Annotated in this window: 17 protein-coding genes; 11 read left to right on the top strand and 6 right to left on the bottom strand. The window is 46.6% G+C overall.

Annotation, left to right across the window (positions count from 1 at the left end):
• Positions 1 to 2: 2 nt before the first annotated feature.
• Positions 3 to 932, top strand: a complete 930-nt coding sequence (locus tag Q9R46_RS22725; RefSeq protein WP_311281907.1) for a helix-turn-helix domain-containing protein — start codon at positions 3 to 5, stop codon at positions 930 to 932.
• A gap of 154 nt (positions 933 to 1,086) precedes the next feature.
• On the opposite strand, the gene Q9R46_RS22720 is transcribed toward Q9R46_RS22725, so the two are convergent.
• A complete protein-coding gene (locus Q9R46_RS22720; protein WP_311281906.1) occupies positions 1,087 to 1,422 on the bottom strand; it encodes a winged helix-turn-helix transcriptional regulator in 336 nt (111 codons plus the stop codon).
• Positions 1,423 to 1,527: 105 nt separating this feature from the next.
• On the opposite strand from Q9R46_RS22720, the gene Q9R46_RS22715 reads away from it, so the two are divergent.
• The gene (locus Q9R46_RS22715) at positions 1,528 to 1,911 is read left to right on the top strand and encodes a RidA family protein (protein WP_311281905.1); all 384 of its coding nucleotides are present in this window, start codon (positions 1,528 to 1,530) and stop codon (positions 1,909 to 1,911) included.
• Positions 1,912 to 2,027: 116 nt separating this feature from the next.
• Complete coding sequence (locus Q9R46_RS22710; protein WP_311281904.1) at positions 2,028 to 3,011, top strand: carbohydrate deacetylase; 984 nt, start codon at positions 2,028 to 2,030, stop codon at positions 3,009 to 3,011.
• Positions 3,012 to 3,142: 131 nt separating this feature from the next.
• On the opposite strand, the gene pdxA is transcribed toward Q9R46_RS22710, so the two are convergent.
• From pdxA to Q9R46_RS22690, 4 genes are all read right to left on the bottom strand, one after another.
• Entirely contained in the window at positions 3,143 to 4,144 is a 1,002-nt protein-coding gene (gene pdxA / locus Q9R46_RS22705) for a 4-hydroxythreonine-4-phosphate dehydrogenase PdxA (protein WP_311281902.1), read from the bottom strand.
• Positions 4,141 to 5,436 carry a four-carbon acid sugar kinase family protein gene (locus Q9R46_RS22700; RefSeq protein WP_311281901.1) on the bottom strand — a complete coding sequence of 432 codons (1,296 nt, stop codon included), beginning with the start codon at positions 5,434 to 5,436 and terminating at the stop codon, positions 4,141 to 4,143. Before Q9R46_RS22700 ends, pdxA begins: the two co-directional genes overlap by 4 nt.
• Before the next feature lie 35 nt (positions 5,437 to 5,471).
• Positions 5,472 to 6,458, bottom strand: a complete 987-nt coding sequence (locus Q9R46_RS22695) for a 2-keto-3-deoxygluconate permease (RefSeq protein ID WP_251510977.1) — start codon at positions 6,456 to 6,458, stop codon at positions 5,472 to 5,474.
• A 235-nt stretch (positions 6,459 to 6,693) separates the two neighbouring features.
• Positions 6,694 to 8,382: a PrpR N-terminal domain-containing protein gene (locus Q9R46_RS22690; protein WP_311281899.1), complete on the bottom strand. Its 1,689-nt coding sequence runs from the start codon at positions 8,380 to 8,382 to the stop codon at positions 6,694 to 6,696.
• A 232-nt stretch (positions 8,383 to 8,614) separates the two neighbouring features.
• Between Q9R46_RS22690 and Q9R46_RS22685 the strand changes: the two genes are divergently transcribed.
• The 5 genes from Q9R46_RS22685 (at position 8,615) to Q9R46_RS22665 (ending at position 12,638) form a co-directional block, all read left to right on the top strand.
• Entirely contained in the window at positions 8,615 to 8,833 is a 219-nt protein-coding gene (locus Q9R46_RS22685; protein WP_145414832.1) for a hypothetical protein, read from the top strand.
• A gap of 87 nt (positions 8,834 to 8,920) precedes the next feature.
• The gene (locus Q9R46_RS22680) at positions 8,921 to 9,628 is read left to right on the top strand and encodes a PspA/IM30 family protein (RefSeq protein WP_311281951.1); all 708 of its coding nucleotides are present in this window, start codon (positions 8,921 to 8,923) and stop codon (positions 9,626 to 9,628) included.
• A 40-nt stretch (positions 9,629 to 9,668) separates the two neighbouring features.
• Positions 9,669 to 10,700 (top strand): TFIIB-type zinc ribbon-containing protein, encoded by a 1,032-nt coding sequence (locus Q9R46_RS22675; protein ID WP_311281898.1) that lies wholly within the window; start codon positions 9,669 to 9,671, stop codon positions 10,698 to 10,700.
• 23 nt (positions 10,701 to 10,723) lie between these two features.
• Positions 10,724 to 11,497: a TPM domain-containing protein gene (locus Q9R46_RS22670; protein ID WP_397386408.1), complete on the top strand. Its 774-nt coding sequence runs from the start codon at positions 10,724 to 10,726 to the stop codon at positions 11,495 to 11,497.
• Between the two features lie 94 nt (positions 11,498 to 11,591).
• Positions 11,592 to 12,638, top strand: a complete 1,047-nt coding sequence (locus tag Q9R46_RS22665) for an SPFH domain-containing protein (RefSeq protein WP_311281896.1) — start codon at positions 11,592 to 11,594, stop codon at positions 12,636 to 12,638.
• Positions 12,639 to 12,742: 104 nt separating this feature from the next.
• On the opposite strand, the gene Q9R46_RS22660 is transcribed toward Q9R46_RS22665, so the two are convergent.
• Entirely contained in the window at positions 12,743 to 13,771 is a 1,029-nt protein-coding gene (locus Q9R46_RS22660) for a zinc-binding alcohol dehydrogenase family protein (protein ID WP_311281895.1), read from the bottom strand.
• 169 nt (positions 13,772 to 13,940) lie between these two features.
• On the opposite strand from Q9R46_RS22660, the gene Q9R46_RS22655 reads away from it, so the two are divergent.
• The 3 genes from Q9R46_RS22655 to Q9R46_RS22645 all read left to right on the top strand — a co-directional run bounded on the left by Q9R46_RS22655 (position 13,941) and on the right by Q9R46_RS22645 (position 15,962).
• A complete protein-coding gene (locus Q9R46_RS22655; protein WP_145335997.1) occupies positions 13,941 to 14,321 on the top strand; it encodes a winged helix-turn-helix transcriptional regulator in 381 nt (126 codons plus the stop codon).
• A 276-nt stretch (positions 14,322 to 14,597) separates the two neighbouring features.
• Complete coding sequence (locus tag Q9R46_RS22650; RefSeq protein ID WP_090924289.1) at positions 14,598 to 14,825, top strand: DUF896 domain-containing protein; 228 nt, start codon at positions 14,598 to 14,600, stop codon at positions 14,823 to 14,825.
• 186 nt (positions 14,826 to 15,011) lie between these two features.
• On the top strand, positions 15,012 to 15,962 hold the full coding sequence (locus Q9R46_RS22645) for a ring-cleaving dioxygenase (protein WP_311281894.1): 951 nt from the start codon (positions 15,012 to 15,014) through the stop codon (positions 15,960 to 15,962).
• Positions 15,963 to 15,966 lie beyond the last annotated feature (4 nt).

Here is a 15,966-nt window from a genome sequence, read left to right as displayed (position 1 = left end):
CCATGACATCATCCGTTTTGGCATATGAAAAGGGATATGCGATCCATGTGAACCAGCCGGGGGATTCGCTTTATTATTACCTGGATTATGACGAGCGTTCACATGATCTCAATATGGAGTTTCAGCATTTTCACGATTTTTACGAAATTTGCATTCTGCTCGATCGCACGGCTGCACATATTATTGAAGGCAGTTTATACGAGATGCAGCCCTATGATATTGTGTTGCTTCGGCCTGCTCTGCTTCATAAAACCCAATATCCGAAAGGTGTGCCACCCAAAAGGTTAATGATTAATTTTGCTATGCCTCGCAGTTTACCTGGACTTGAGAACGGTTACAGCGAGCTATTTACAATATTTAATGCGCAGGTTCCCATTTTCCGCTTCTCGGAAGAACGGCGTAAGGAAGTTCTTGCGCCCCTTAACGACATTTTTGCGATATCACAGCAGTTATCTCCCATTCAATCGGTTGTTATTCATCATAAATTTGTCGAATTTCTATGTGGCCTTCATCGTTATGCTTCGGAGAATAGTTATGTACGTGAGGAAAAAGGATCTTCCATGACCCAGCGAATGTATGCTATTGCATCGTATATTCACAGTCATTATCAGCAGGAGCTGTCACTGGATGAGGTGTCCAGACGTTTTTATGTCAGTGCACATCATTTATCGCGCCAGTTCAACAAAGTCACAGGCTTCACGTTTACGGAATATGTGCAGATGACCCGGATTCGAAATGCCCAACAAATGCTGATACATTCGAGTGAGAAAATTACGGATATTGCTGCCCAATGCGGCTTCACCAGCTTTTCGCAGTTCAATCGCATATTTAATAAACAGAATGGAATGTCGCCTAGCGCCTATCGACGCAGTAGACCTGCGCAGGACGAGCGGGAGATGGTACTTGTAGGTGAAAGGCATAAAGTGACTTAACCCAGGTGAGCGGCGGGAGTGAGTAGATTAGTCTAACCTGAATTCGTTCCCGTCGGGTTTAATTTAATTGTTATGTTAACTTAAAATAGAAGCACGATAAGGCCTCCAATTCGAATTTGTTTGTGACTATTTTTCTCTAAAAAATATTGCAGCTTTACCGATTCTGTGTTCCCCACTCGCACAAATCTTCCAGCACGGGTAAGAGTGTCTGTCCTTTGGGTGTCAGTGAATATTCTACTTTGGGCGGGATCTGCGGGAATTCCTTGCGCTTAACTAATCCATCAGCCTCCAGCTCTTTGAGCTGTGCACTTAAAACCTTGTACGTAATCGCTCCAATCTGCCGTTGCATTTCATTAAACCGAACCGGTTGTTTAGCAGCGAGCAGATATAAAATAATCATCTTCCACTTTCCGCCGATGACTGACATGGTGTAGCCAAAGGGTGTATCTTGAATAGCCATATTCTCACCGTTAAAGTCGGATATGCCCATGTTTACACTATCCTTTCAGATAGTACCTATCTTTATTGTGCGTACTATCCTGATCTTTTTGCCCAGTCTATACTAGCCTTAATTTAAAGTAAAGGGGTTAGTACTATGACTACGATTCAAACCTATAATCATGATCTCTGGGATCATGGCATCTCTCAAGGCTACTGCGTCAACAATACGCTGTACATCTCTGGACAATTTTCTCACAACGTAGAAGGCAGCTTTGTTGGGGAGGGGGATATTCAGGCACAAGTATTACAAACATTAGAGAACTTGGATACCGTATTAGCACAGTTTGATGTAACCAGGTCTAATCTTGCATATGTTGAAATTTACTTGACTCAGGCGCAGAAGCACGGGGAAATCGCCATCGAAATTTTTAAAGAATATATTGGTGAGCATCGACCGGCAGGCAGTCTGATTGGGGTAAATTATCTGGCATTCCCTGAACAGTGGGTGGAGATTCGAGCTGTTGCCCATGTTGGTTAACGAAAGAAAAGCAAAGGGCTTAGCGTTAACAGGAATAAAAGGCATGTGCCTCAATCCACCCGCCAATCTTTTGCATTCAATATGGGAAACAGGTAAGAGAACGGAGCGATCACGTCATGAAACATTTGATCATCAATGCCGATGATTTCGGTCTGTCTCCAGGCGTGAACCAAGGGATTGTTAAGGCATACCAAGCTGGAGGGATCAGCAGTACAACGTTAATGGTTAATATGCCTGGCTTTGAAGATGCTGTAAGGCTGGCACGCTTACATCCGGAACTTGGGGTTGGTTTGCATTTCAATCTGACCTATGGTCGGCCAATATCTGATGTGAGGCTTGTGCCGTCTCTCGTTCAAAGAGATGGCTGTTTTTATCCAATTAGCGAGATCAGCAGCAGAGAACTGTGCGAGATCGAGATTGAACTGTTGGCCCAGTGGGAGCGGTTCATCGCTACGGGCCTGTATCCAACACACCTGGACGCGCATCATCATTTGCATCAAGTTTGTCCAGAAGTATATGAAGCTATGGCACAGTTAGCGTTCAGAGAGAACATCCCGATGCGACGATTACAGCAGCCACATCACTTGAATGGGAATCCAGCTTTGCTGCCGATAACTGCGGACCAGGTTCTGCTGGACACTTATGACGCGGATAATGGGTTACAGAAGTTGCTCTGTTATCTTCATAATCTGCCACATGGTTCGACTGAAATCATGTGTCACCCAGGATATGTAGACGAGCCATTGCGATTGATCTCCAAACTAACTAAAGAACGGGAGTTTGAGTTGGCCGTATTTTGTAATCTCGCAGTCAGCAGAACCATTCAGGCCCTTGGTATTCGTCTGATCCATTACGGTCTGCTCCAATCTGCCATGAAAGGACCTGTACCTACACGATCAGGTGCCGCTTCCGATACAGGTATTGTGCCTCCCCTTGTACCAGTACTGTCCCCGAAGCCGATCAGAACAATAGCGAAACGGAAAAGCTTTGGGAAGCGAAAGCTCAAATTCCGCTCATTGCAAGGGAAAAAGGGGCGTCAGCGGGCTTTCCCCCGAAAAAAGACACGAATGGCTATGAGGAAAAAGGAGAAAAACAGGTGAGAGCCTCGTTCTGGATTATATGATAGATGCGTGTTGGATATAAAAACAAAAAAGCAAACCCGCTAATAAACGGGTTTGCTTTTTCTAACTCTACTATGACTGTATAGGTATACGTAAAAATAGTGCTCTCTTTACACCAAATCTTTCGGTGCAAGCTCAATGGCGGAACGAATGGCGGCCAGCATGCTTTTATCGTCGGCGATGTTTTTGCCTGCAATATCAAAGGCTGTGCCGTGGTCAACAGAAGTACGGATAATGCCACCCTTCAGGCCAACCGTGATGTTCACGCCTTCCTCAATGCCCATCACTTTGATTGGGGCATGGCCTTGGTCGTGATAGCAGGCAACGACGATGTCGAAGTCGCCGCGGCCTGCGCGGAAGAAGAGTGTGTCCGCTGGCAGTGGGCCAACGACGTTAATGCCTTCCTGCTGCGCACGCTCAATGCCGGGCTGCAGCTTTTCTTCTTCTTCCCCGTTGCCGAACAGGCCGTTCTCTCCGGCATGGGGATTAATCCCGCATACCGCGACGCGTGGATTGTCAAAGCCTGCTTTTTTCAACGTATCATGAGCCAGCTTCACGACTGTATAGGTTCTTTCCGGGTTAATGCTCGCGATGGCATCAATCAGGCCCATATGTGTGGTCAAGTGAATAACGCGCAGATTCGGCGTAGTCAGCATCATGGAGAAGTCCTCGGTGTCTGTCAGGTCTGCCAGAATCTCCGTATGGCCTGGATACAAATGGCCTCCCAGGTGAAGTGCCTCCTTGTTGAGCGGTGCTGTGCAGATGGAATGGATCTGTTTCTTTTTCGCCAAATCAATGGCTTTCGCAAGAAACTGAAATGCTGCATCTCCCGCGATAGCAGATACTTTACCGTACTCCAGATCAGCAGGCACGAGATTCAGGTCGATGACATCCACTGTGCCGAATTCATATTTTGCTTCCGCTGGCTCCTGAATCGCGTTCACCTTCAACGTGGAACCGATCACGGGCAGCACACGCTCCAATATTTTGGCGTCACCGATGACAAGCGGGTTGCACTGATCATACACCTCTTGATGGCCCAGCGCTTTCATAATAATCTCGGGTCCGATGCCTGCGGCATCGCCCATCGTAATACCTACTGTGGGTCTCATACCAGAATGCCCCCTTTTAATTTTTGAATCGCTCGGATAAAGACGTCCGGTTTGCCGAATCCGCCGGCTTTGGTAATCACATATAAATCTTCAATACCCATAAATCTGGAGATCGGCACGCCGATTTCAAGCTCGTCCAGCAGTTCAAAGCCGCTGATGTTCCATTTCAGGCAAATCTGTTTGGCGGTATCGCCGCCTGTCATGGAAACCCCTTTGAAGAGGCCCTCTTCGAGCAGTCTGGCGCAAATTTCGCCTATCGCACGAACGATTTCGTTGCTGACTTGGGTGTGATTCAACCCCCGATTCTCGCCCGTTGCTCGCGCGAGTTCAATATCGATGGATTCAGCGGTGGAGTAAAGCACGACATCTTGTCCCTCCAACGCTTTCGTTCTAACCTCATTGTAGACACGCTCCATCTCCGCAGTACGATCCGCTTCTGCCGATACGGCTTTGAACGAATGAAACGATACGGACGCGATCCGGGACTGACGGAGCAAACGATACAGTTGCTCACGAGAGTTTTTATTCACGCTGCCGACGACGGTCAAGATGGGACCCGTGTTCTCCGGGATCGTGAGTGCAGAGGATTTGGATTCCAGCTCATAGTGAGCCGGGAGATAGTTCGCAATCCCCGCTGAACCCGCCCAAGCAAATGTATACGGCATGTCCTGTGTCATCTGCAAAATCTGCTCCAAATGTGTTTCCTCCGTGGAATCCACCAGTACATACGGGATGTTGTTTTGGTTGAACTGCTCCAGTTTGGCGTATACGTGTTGTTGTCCGGCTTCCAGATCACCTACGGTAATCTCACCCACGTGGTATTTTGTCTGTTGCTTGAGCAGATCAGGCAGGTAAGAGAGCGTCACGGGTGTCTTCGGATCAAGAGCAATCTCTGTCTCCGCAAGTGGCACGCCGTTCAGGTAATGAGTGCCCTCCCGAATGGTGCGGTTATTTTTCGGATATCCTGGGGCGATCATCATAAAATCAGGTTGTACAACATCATATACTGCATCAATCTCGATCCCGATATTGCCTCGCATGGTGGAATCCATTTTTTTGAAAAGCGTATCGAACCCATTCTCCGTTAGCAGCTTGGCTGCACGATACACACGATCATAAGCTTCCGCTGCTGCAACAGAACGGCTGTCTGTATCAAAAACAACGGTATCATAAGAGGCCAGAGAAGCCTCATCCATATTAAATAGAACACTCGTCTTCAGGCCATGCCGGGCTAGCTGCACCCCGCTGTCATTGGCACCGGTCAGATCATCTGCAATAATGGCCAGTTTCATGCAGTCATCCCTCCTTTAGTTTTCGTTTGTTACATTTATGTGGTCGGTCGTTCATTATATTTGGCGACGCCGCCTGATTTCTCCAGCCGTTTGGAGAGGAAGCCGATAAAGATCGGCAGTAGAATCGCCGTGGTCACAACACTTGCCGCAATCTGCACCGTAGCAATCTCCGCAATCGGGCCGAATGAAGCGTTGGCAGCGACGATGGCAGCCGGTGTACCTACTGCGTTACCCGCTGTAGAGCCTTCGGATGCGCCGACAATGGGATTCCAGCCGATGGCTTTGAAGAGCAAGTATCCAACCCCGCCTGTAAGAAGTACGGTCAGCACGCCGAGCAGAATTCCACCAAGTCCACCTTGGATAATGGAGGAGAAGTTGATGCCCATACCGAGCGCAAAGGCAAAAAACGGAACAAGCTTGTCACTGCCTTTGTGCAGCCATTCAGCCATATTGCGATCCAGATTACCAATAATGACACCAACAATCAGTGGAAGCAATACTGCAACAAAGGACATCGGAGAGAACATGCCATTAGCAAAGCCCATCGCACCAAAGATCGAGAGCGCTACCATGGTTAAAAATGGTCCGTCACTAAGTGCGAGGAACGGGTAGGCTGCCTTGTCATCTTCTTTACCGTATTGGCCCGCAAGTGCAATGTAGAGGCCGCCGTTGGAATTGGTCATGGCTGCAATAATGGCAAGCGGAGCAAGTCCTAGAAATAAGCCGTTTGAGTCGGCGAATAAAATAGCGATAAATCCAAGGCCTGCGCCGATCGCCCATTTGAACGTAAGCAGGGTCAAACCTTTGCCGACAGAGGAACCAGCTGTTTTAAATGTGATCTGTGTACCGGCAATTAACAGGAACAAAGCAATGAGTGTGCTCGCACTGTTTACAAAGAGGGCTTCTGTAAAACCTCCGATGCGCAGCGCATTCGGGAAAAATGTATTGATCGTTGCACCTAGCAACAGGGGAACAACCATCATACCGCCAGGGATGCGATCGAGCGTAGCTTTAATGTTCATAATCATAGCTCCTTATGAAGTAATCGTTTTCTTAAGCGCTTGCAGAGACTATGTTAGCTCAGAATGTTTAAATTAGCAACATTAAATTATTGTAAATTTAAATTAATTTTATAATTGTTTAAAAATGCAACACATTATCATGTGCAGTCCATATCTATTAAATGAGCACATGGAATGCTGTTCTTGAAAAAGAAGCCCGCAAAAAAGGCCCATAAAAAAAGGCGTAAACTCAAAGTTAATCTTTAAGTTTACGCCATAATGTGGCTCGGTTAATCCCCAGACGCTCGGCGGCTTTGGATTGATTGTTATTTTCTTCCTGTAGTACCCGCTTGATGACTTCCTGCTCAATTTCTTTTAATGTGCCACCAAGCTTCATTGCGCTTGCATTTGCCGCAGACTGTTGATGAAGTAAACGGGTTAAGGTTTCACTCGTAATAACATAATCCGGTGCATTCAGCGCAGCTTGTTTGATCAGATGTTTCAGCTGATTGACGTTCATCTGTGCGGCCTGATCCCGAATTAACTGTAGTGCATCCTCCTTGATTCGTACGGCCGTCGTGCCGTATTTGTGATAATACCCGGTCAGAAAGTGTTGCATCAACGGTTCAAGATCCTCCGTACGTTCGGCAAGGCTTGGCATCATGAGTGTGTTCAGCTTCAGCTGGAGTGCCCAATTCGGATCAGGCACATGCTCGCTTAGAATAAACAGGCCGATGTTGTTTTGGAGACAGGCCTCGATGAAGGTAAGGAGCTCAGGATCGTTCAGGCGTGATTCGATCTGATTCAGCTCGACCGTTTTCACCTTGGTTAACGGAATTTTGTGCAAATGGCCAGAAGGAACCTGGGAGAGATCCATTTGCAACAAAAGTCCGCCGCCAGCATGCATTTGATGCATATGTTTGACCAGAAAGGATTTACCAGAGTCGGCTTCGCCCAATAAGTATATCGCTTCATGATGCGCATAGAGTGCGCGGATATTCTTTAATACGGCCTGCATGGCAGGTGATTCGGCAACGATAGGTTCCATCGAGGAATCGGTAAACGTGGTGATGCCGAATTGTGCAAAAGCGTAAGGTTCTCCTTTTTCCAGCAGATACACCTTGTAGCTCTTGTTATCCAGCTTGGTTTCATAAGCCTGCACCGTTAATTGATAATCGTTTACCATAAACACGTTTTGAATTTTGGATTGGTGGAACTCCAGGCTTGTGTTCATCAGATATAGGTGATTATCGGTGAGTGGATTATGATCAAAATCAGCCCAGTTTTCAAACACTACTTCGTCCTGTTCGCCTAAAATGAGCAGATTCGGATGCTCTTGGGTCACGAGATTATTGAGTATGACGGATACGGTCTGATTTTTGCTTAAATACCGGTAGACTAGCTGTGCGTCCTCCATGGCTCTGAGAATGGATTCGGTGCCCGATTGAATCAATAAACCGTCCAGACCGTAGGCCTTTGCGGTATTCACGGTAATAACGTCACCCACAATCTGCTGGTACCCGGAGGCCTTCAGCTCCAGTAGTAGCCTGGCGACTTCTTCGGAGCTATGTATGGTGTAAACTTTCAGCGGCAGATCCATCAGGTCGATGATGGACTGGGCGCCGGATGTAATGTTGGAGAATCCAACGATAGCCGTATGTCCGTTGAACTGGCTCGCCAGTGTGAGGGAGCGGATCATGTCATAGCCGGATAGCTGCACATCGATGACCGGAACGGTCACCGCTTGTTTAATGAGTTGCGCGGTTCCGCCGCGGCTAATAATAATGTCTGCACCGTTTTTTTCGGCTTGAATGGCCAGCTCTACCCCTTTTGCCAAGTCACCCACATCGATCTGGATGGATAGCTCAGGATAGCGCGGTATGCATTCTTCTATAATAGGAATCATCGATTCATAAGGAGCGATGAAGTGAACTCGTGTACGCATAGTTTTCCTGCCTTTTATAAAATCATTGATCCCTTTATTATAGCTAATTTGAAGAAGAAAGGCATCTTTGAAGGGGAGTGAAGCAAGGTGCGGAGAACGATGTGACGAACTGCACTGAATCAAAACAACATGTATTTCAAAATTAAAGCATTAAGGAAGGGATTTACCTGATTGTAAAGTTAGAGCGCGTTTGCGATTATCAAAGCTAATTTATATAAAGGAGTAGAGACATATGCCAAATATACATAAAGCCGCTGATCCGGATCACATTATCCAATGTGTGGTGGAGAGATTCCCTTGCAGAGTACTGTGGAGCGAAGGCCGTCCGTGCCTGGAGTATCAGCGGCAAGAGGATGTGGCAGTGATTACGGAATACGTGCGGACTGCATATGGCGTGGAGCTACTGGATGTCTTTTTTACAGCGGTGGAGAGCCTGCCTGAGGAGGTGTAGCCAGAGCTTAGGATCATTTTAATGAAACGTATGCGGTGTTATTCATGTATTATATTCATATGAACATACCCGAAGGAGGAACAAATGGTGGGAATCTTATCGAGGTTTAGAGACGTGATGAAGGCCAATGTGAATCATATGCTGAACCGGGCGGACGATCCGGAGAAAACGGTGAACGAGTACATGCGGAGCCTGAACAGTGATTTGGGACAGGTGAAAGCCGAAACGGCCGCGGTGCTGGCAGACGAAAATCGAGCGAAGCGGGCACTGGATGAGTGCCAGGCTGAGGTGAACAAGTTGCAGCGTTATGCGGAGAAATCGGCGGAGTCGGGTGATGTGGACAATGCACGGAGCTTTTTGGAGAAAAAAGTGAAGCTGGCTGACAAACGCAATGAATTACAAGCGGCATATGACCGGGCTTCCGCCAAAGCGCAGATGATGAAACATATGAACGACAAACTTGTTGCAGATTTGGGGAAATTGGAGGCAAGACATGCAGAGCTGAAAGGGCGCATAGCTGATGCCAAGGCACAGCAACAAACCAATGAACGTAATGCGTCTGCAAGTCGTGCTGAATCTGCGTTTAAAGCGATGGAAGATCAAGCGAATCAGGCATTAAATGAAGCGGAAGCACTTGCCGAGCTTCGTGCAGGCGCACAGGAAGATGATCTGGATGAACTGATTGCGCAGTTAGAGCGGGATATGAACGCGGATGCGGGTAATAGGGAGAGGGAGAATCCAAGTCCAAGCGCGGACGAGGAGCTGGCAGCGATTCAGGAGAAGCTAGGGAAGTAAGCTTAGGATTGACATCCAATTGAGACACGGAGGTGAACAAATGCCAGTAATCGAATATAAATGTCCCAATTGCGGCAGCGGCATGATTTTTGATAGTGTGTCCGGTGCATTATCCTGTCCGAGCTGCGGGCGGCAGGACAACATTGAACAGCTCCCCGATCCCTTGAAGAAGCAGGTGTTTACGGAGGGGGAAGTGAAGGAATATCACTGCAACAGCTGCGGAGCAGATATCGTGACCGAACCGGAGACAAGTGCAACGACATGCAGTTTCTGCGGTGCGGCGGTGGTGCTGAGTGATCGGCTGACGGGCAATTTGGCCCCGGCGATGGTGATTCCTTTTTCCATCAACAAAGATCAAGCGAAACAGGCGTTCAAAAAATGGTGCAGAAACGGTCTGCTCACGCCCGGTGGCTTCATGACCGCTGATCGCATCCAGAGCGTTACCGGCATATACGTGCCTTTCTGGCTTTATGATTTACATAACCGAATTGAGGTCCATGCTCAGGGTACCAAGGTACGAACCTATACGCAGGGTGACTACCATTATACGGAGACGCAGCATTTTGATATTTATCGTAAAATTCGGTTGGAATACGTGAATCTGCCCATCGACGCATCGGAAAAAATGAACGACGAGCTGATGGATAAGCTGGAGCCTTTTCCCTACAATGAGCTGAAATTGTTCAAAACCCCGTATCTGGCGGGATATATTGCGGAAAAATATAGTTATACCGAAGATGAGCTTTTTCCACGGGCCAAGGATAAAACGAGATCCTACATTGATTCTTACATTGCCTCTACCGTATCGGGATATACAAGCGTGAGCTACACCAATAAGAATATCGATACCACGCTCAAAAATGCAGACTATGTGCTGTTACCCGTATGGATGGTCAACTATGATTACAACCACAAACAGTACACCTTTGCCATGAATGGACAGACGGGTAAAGTGGTTGGCAAACCGCCGATCAGTAAAGCCAAAGTGGCTGGATGGTTTACGGGTGTGGCCGCCGTTTCACTGTTATCACTGAAGCTGGTGTCGTGGATGATGGGAGGCGGATTCCTGTGAGCAAAAAAAGACCCATAGTTGCGATGGCTGCGCTAATTGTACTTCTAGTAACCATGCTCGCTCCGATCTTTCCGATATCATCAGCATCCGCAGCGGAGAACAAAAACCTTATCTACGATGAGGCTAACCTGTTAAGTGAACAGGATCGAAATGAATTAAATGCACTGGCGAATCAGTATTCGGCGGAGCGTCAGACGGACTTGATCATTTACACGACTAACAACGAGGAACAGAAAAGTGACAAGCTGTTAACTCAGGAGTTCTATGATAACCGTTCACCAGGATACGATAAGCCCCATGGGAATACAGTTATCCTGACAATGGATATGTATCATCGGAATGTTTATGTGGCGGGCTTTTATAAAGGTGAAGAATACGTCGACAATGGTCGAGCAGCTAAAATTACAGACAAAATTTACTCGGATTTATCAGACGGCAATTATCGGATCGCTTTTGAAAAGTTTCTGAACCTGTCTTACGAATATCTGGATCTCAAGCCTGGAGTGAACCCGGATAATATTTTGTTCAAGATATGGTTTCAACTTGCTGCATCTGTAGCGATTGGTGGTATTGTCGTTGGCGTCATGACCTATCGTTCGGGCGGACGTGTGACGGTGAACCGCGCTACTTATGAGGATTCGGATAACTCTCATGTGATTGATCGTCAGGATCGATATATTCGCACAACGGTCACGAAGACCAAAATTGAGAAAAACAATAACAACAGCGGAGGCGGCGGTGGTGGAGGTACGACCGCAGGCGGACATTCGCATAGCGGTAGTAGCCGATCGTTCTAACCTAGATCACTAGACACATCGTCAACATTTATTGAATGATGGCACAACGTAGATGAAGCTTGATAGGTTTACTATAGAAGGGACGGGGTTAAGCATGGGATTTTTCAGAAATCAGTTCTCCAACGTAGTGGAATGGGAAGAGTTTAGAGATGATATGATTTTCTGGAAGTGGAATAACCGGGAGATCAAAAAGGGCAGTAAGCTGATTATCCGCTCAGGGCAGGATGCGATTTTCCTGAATAACGGCAAAGTGGAAGGGATTTTTGAGGACGAAGGTTCGTTTAATATCGATTCGGAGATCATTCCGTTTCTGTCTACATTAAAAGGATTCAAATTCGGATTCAACAGCGGTATGCGGGTTGAGGTATTGTTTGTGAATACCAAAGAGTTCACCGTACGCTGGGGCACGCAAAGTCCCGTCTTGATTCCGACACCGCAGCTCCCAGGCGGCATGCCGATTCGGGCGAACGGAACGTTTAACTTTAAAGTGAGTGACTATGTGACTCTGATTGATAAAATTGCAGGCATTAAACAGAGCTACCTGGTCGAGGATGTCAAAATCCGCATCACGTCTGTGCTGGATCAGTTACTGATGAAGTGGATTAGCCGTGAGGGCAAGGACATGTTCAATCTACAAGCGAATGCCTCGGATATTGCACGTGGTATTCAGGAGGATCTGGATATGCAGATGATGGATATCGGAATTGGCATTACCGGCTTCCAGGTGATGAGCTTCAATTATCCGAAGGAGATTCAGGATATGATCACCAAAACGGCTTCTCACGAGATGATCGGCAATCTGCAAAAGTACCAGCAGGTGAGTATGACCGATGGGATTTCCTCCGGTAAAGTGCAGGGCGGCGGTGCAGCCTCCGATATGGCAGGCATGATGATGGGCATGAACATGGCGAATGAAATGCTGAAAAACATGAACCAGAACAATCAGAACTCGAATCATCAAAATTCAAACAACCAAGGGAACAACCAAAGCAACCAGAATCAAAGTCAACAGCAGAATAGTAATGCAGGTGCATCACCGTCTTCTGGTGGGGATGGCAAAAAGCCAAACTTCTGCCCGAACTGTGGCGCCAAAAATGAAGGAGCCAACTTCTGTCCGAACTGCGGACAAAAGCTGGGCTAATATAACAGACATATGAAGAGCCTGCTTACCAGTAAGTTATGACTACGGTGCAGGCTCTTTCTTCTTGCTTTTTGCATAGAATAGCTTTACTTGCTCGGGTTATATTAAAAGTGTTCTAACACGATTTTCCCAATCGTTGTGCCTCTTTCTAATAGGGAATGGGCTTCTCTTAGATTTTCAGCATTAATCGGGGTAAGCCGTTTGTTCAGAGTCGTTTTGATGGCTTGATTGTCGATTAAATCCGCTACTTCATTTAAAAGTCGATGTTGCTCGATCATGTCTTCTGTCTGAAACATGGATCTTGTAAACATCAGCTCCCAAACAAACGTGGCACTTTTGTTTTTGAGTACATTTAGATTTAGAGGAACCTCTGTTTCAACAATGGAGCAAATTTTTCCTTGAGGGGCAATGGACTTCGACATGTTTTCCCAATGTTTTTCGGTTGTGTTCAGGCATAGAATGTAATGAACGGTCTCGAATCCCAATGGTTTTAATTGTGGAACGAATTCTTCATAGTGATTAATGGTATGATCCGCTCCATGTTCCTTTGCCCACGCAACGGATTCAGGTCGAGAGGCTGTGCCAATAACGGTTAACCCCACACTTTTCGCCAATTGAATGGCTATAGAGCCAACTCCGCCAGCGGCACCAATAATTAAAATGGTTCTATTTTTATTTTCATCAGGATTACGACTAATGTTCATACGATCAAATAAAGCCTCATAAGCCGTAATTGTTGTTAGAGGCAGTGCTGCAGCTTGTGCAAAATCCAACGATGTTGGCTTTTTGCCTACAATCCGTTCGTCTACAAGTTGAAATTCACTATTCCCGCCTTGCCGTGTGATGTCACCAGCGTAGTAGACCTCATCTCCCGGTTGAAATAAAGTACAATCCGGCCCCGCTTCTTCAACAATGCCTGCTACGTCCCAGCCTAATATTTTAGGCTCTTTCTCCACTTTTTCTTTGGGTGATCGAACCTTATAGTCGACCGGGTTTACAGCCACGGCTTTGACGCGAACAAGTACATCCCGTCCTGTAGCACTTGGTTTACTGATCTCCACATCTAACAAACTTTCTGGATGCTCAATGGGTAAGTAACGGTACAATCCTACAGCTCTCATGGTTTCCAACATGCTTCATCCTTTCCTATCGTTTAATCACGGTTTAACGTATGACTAGCAGAGACACAACCCATGGTTACTTCTACATCTGCTATAATAGTGCAAACACTTCATTTTCGTAAGTACGCACATTTTTGTTGTATAGTATTCATTTTTATACTAATGCTTGATGGAGGTACCCATGGATAATAGTTATAACCCTTACTCCGCTTGTCCTAACCCTTACGGATGTCCTGTGGAGGCTACGCTGGATGTCATCGGAGGGAAGTGGAAGGGTATTATTTTATATCACTTGCTGTCAGGAACAAAGCGATTTAATGAATTTCGCAGACTGATGCCTGACATTACACAACGGATGCTGACTCTTCAACTTCGGGAGTTGGAAAATGACGGAATCGTTCACAGAGAAGTCTACAAAGAAGTTCCACCAAGAGTAGAGTATTCGTTAACCTCGTTCGGTTTTACACTAGAACCGATTATTATGCTGATGAGAGATTGGGGAGAAAGGTATAACAAAGAGATTGCAATGAAGAGGGGGGTTTTGGAAAGTACCGAATCTTAAATCAGAGAATCGACCTTTCAATAATTGGAGAAAGCAGATGCCTATGCACTGCTTTTTCCTTAATAACATGGTGCATTCTCAATCCGTTAGTGATGTAATCCTTCAGCTTAAATATAGAGGACAAAGTGTTTTGGACAAAAGTGTTGACAAGCGAAATCAAATCAATTATCTTTATATTAAGATATTTAATTTGAATGAAAGTGACAGTAAGGTTGACTCAAGAATATACTCAAATAAATATCTTCAATTGATTGAACAGGAGGAGAGATCCAGATGATGATTCCAACATTGACGCGAATTAATGAACTCGCGAGAAAAGCTAAAGCGGGTGGATTGACGGAGATGGAGCAAGCAGAACAGACTCGCCTTCGCCAGGAATATTTGCAGACTTTCCGTGGTTCGGTCAACGACATTTTGCTGAATGCCACCATCTACGATCCAAACGGCGATGACGTGACTCCAGATAAATTGAAACAAGAGCAGGCCTCCAGACAGAATCCTTAGAGTATGTTGCAGAAGCAGAAGGGGCATCAAAGGTTCCCTGATCGGCAGTAAACACGATAAACTGAAACTGTGCTACTCGTGCGGATGTTAGTCTCAATCCGGCACTAGTAACACAGATCATATATCTTAATTTAAAGATAATTAAAATTCATTATAAATAAGTGCACAAACCGAGGAGGAATAATCATGAACATTCAAACAACAGGAATTCACCATATTACCGCTTTTGCTGGAGATCCGCAGGCTAACGTTGACTTTTACGCTGGAGTTCTGGGACTTCGTCTGGTGAAAAAAACAGTGAACTTCGACGCACCGGATGTATACCATCTGTACTTCGGAGATGAGCACGGCAGTCCAGGCACCATCATTACTTTCTTCCCTGCGGCAGGTTCACCACGAGGCCAGATTGGCGGCGGTCAAGTCGGCATTACTTCATATGTCATTCCACCGGGTTCTATGGACTTCTGGCAAAATCGTCTGGAAGGTTTTAATATCGAAGTGACTCGAACTAACCGCTTTGATGAGGAATTGCTGCAATTCGAAGACAGCGAAGGCTTACGTCTGGAGCTGGTTGAGCGGGAAGAAGGAGTGGCAAACACTTGGGTGCAGGAAGGTATTCCTGCTGAATATGCAATCAAAGGGTTTGGTGGAGCCGTACTGTTCAGTGTGAATCCACAGCGTACGATGGATGCGCTTGAGCGTATTCTCGGATTTGTGAAGGTGGGCGAAAATGAGGAATATGCCCGTTTCCGTTCCATCGGAGACATTGGCAACATCGTGGATGTGCCTGTTACCCGCGTACCGCTTGGTATGGGCGGCGCAGGAACGGTGCACCATATTGCATGGCGCGCAGTCGATGACGCACAGCACGCACAGTGGAGCGAAGCCGTACGTGAATATGGGTATCAGCCGACCCCAGTCCGGGATCGCCAATATTTCAACGCGATTTACTTCAGAGAAGCTGGCGGCATTTTGTTTGAAATTGCGACTGATCCTCCAGGCTTTGCAAAAGACGAACCAGCCGAAGCACTTGGGCAGAAACTGATGTTGCCGGAGTGGTTTGAGCAATACCGGACTCAGATCGAGGATAATCTGCAACCGATTCAAGTCAGAACCCTTACTCCTGTCACAGATTGAGATA

This window comes from Paenibacillus sp. RRE4, assembly GCF_031844205.1.
In the GTDB taxonomy this organism is placed as follows: Bacteria; Bacillota; Bacilli; order Paenibacillales; family Paenibacillaceae; genus Paenibacillus; species Paenibacillus xylanexedens_B.
This window is presented reverse-complemented; position numbering and strand designations above follow the sequence as displayed.

What these genes read in the sequence shown, in the direction of transcription:
- Q9R46_RS22725 (WP_311281907.1), top strand. Translation starts at nt 3, where the DNA reads ATGACATCATCCGTTTTGGCATATGAAAAGGGATATGCGATCCATGTG.
- Q9R46_RS22720 (WP_311281906.1), bottom strand. Translation starts at nt 1,422, where the DNA reads ATGGGCATATCCGACTTTAACGGTGAGAATATGGCTATTCAAGATACA.
- Q9R46_RS22715 (WP_311281905.1), top strand. Translation starts at nt 1,528, where the DNA reads ATGACTACGATTCAAACCTATAATCATGATCTCTGGGATCATGGCATC.
- Q9R46_RS22710 (WP_311281904.1), top strand. Translation starts at nt 2,028, where the DNA reads ATGAAACATTTGATCATCAATGCCGATGATTTCGGTCTGTCTCCAGGC.
- pdxA (WP_311281902.1), bottom strand. Translation starts at nt 4,144, where the DNA reads ATGAGACCCACAGTAGGTATTACGATGGGCGATGCCGCAGGCATCGGA.
- Q9R46_RS22700 (WP_311281901.1), bottom strand. Translation starts at nt 5,436, where the DNA reads ATGAAACTGGCCATTATTGCAGATGATCTGACCGGTGCCAATGACAGC.
- Q9R46_RS22695 (WP_251510977.1), bottom strand. Translation starts at nt 6,458, where the DNA reads ATGAACATTAAAGCTACGCTCGATCGCATCCCTGGCGGTATGATGGTT.
- Q9R46_RS22690 (WP_311281899.1), bottom strand. Translation starts at nt 8,382, where the DNA reads ATGCGTACACGAGTTCACTTCATCGCTCCTTATGAATCGATGATTCCT.
- Q9R46_RS22685 (WP_145414832.1), top strand. Translation starts at nt 8,615, where the DNA reads ATGCCAAATATACATAAAGCCGCTGATCCGGATCACATTATCCAATGT.
- Q9R46_RS22675 (WP_311281898.1), top strand. Translation starts at nt 9,669, where the DNA reads ATGCCAGTAATCGAATATAAATGTCCCAATTGCGGCAGCGGCATGATT.
- Q9R46_RS22670 (WP_397386408.1), top strand. Translation starts at nt 10,724, where the DNA reads ATGGCTGCGCTAATTGTACTTCTAGTAACCATGCTCGCTCCGATCTTT.
- Q9R46_RS22665 (WP_311281896.1), top strand. Translation starts at nt 11,592, where the DNA reads ATGGGATTTTTCAGAAATCAGTTCTCCAACGTAGTGGAATGGGAAGAG.
- Q9R46_RS22660 (WP_311281895.1), bottom strand. Translation starts at nt 13,771, where the DNA reads ATGTTGGAAACCATGAGAGCTGTAGGATTGTACCGTTACTTACCCATT.
- Q9R46_RS22655 (WP_145335997.1), top strand. Translation starts at nt 13,941, where the DNA reads ATGGATAATAGTTATAACCCTTACTCCGCTTGTCCTAACCCTTACGGA.
- Q9R46_RS22650 (WP_090924289.1), top strand. Translation starts at nt 14,598, where the DNA reads ATGATTCCAACATTGACGCGAATTAATGAACTCGCGAGAAAAGCTAAA.
- Q9R46_RS22645 (WP_311281894.1), top strand. Translation starts at nt 15,012, where the DNA reads ATGAACATTCAAACAACAGGAATTCACCATATTACCGCTTTTGCTGGA.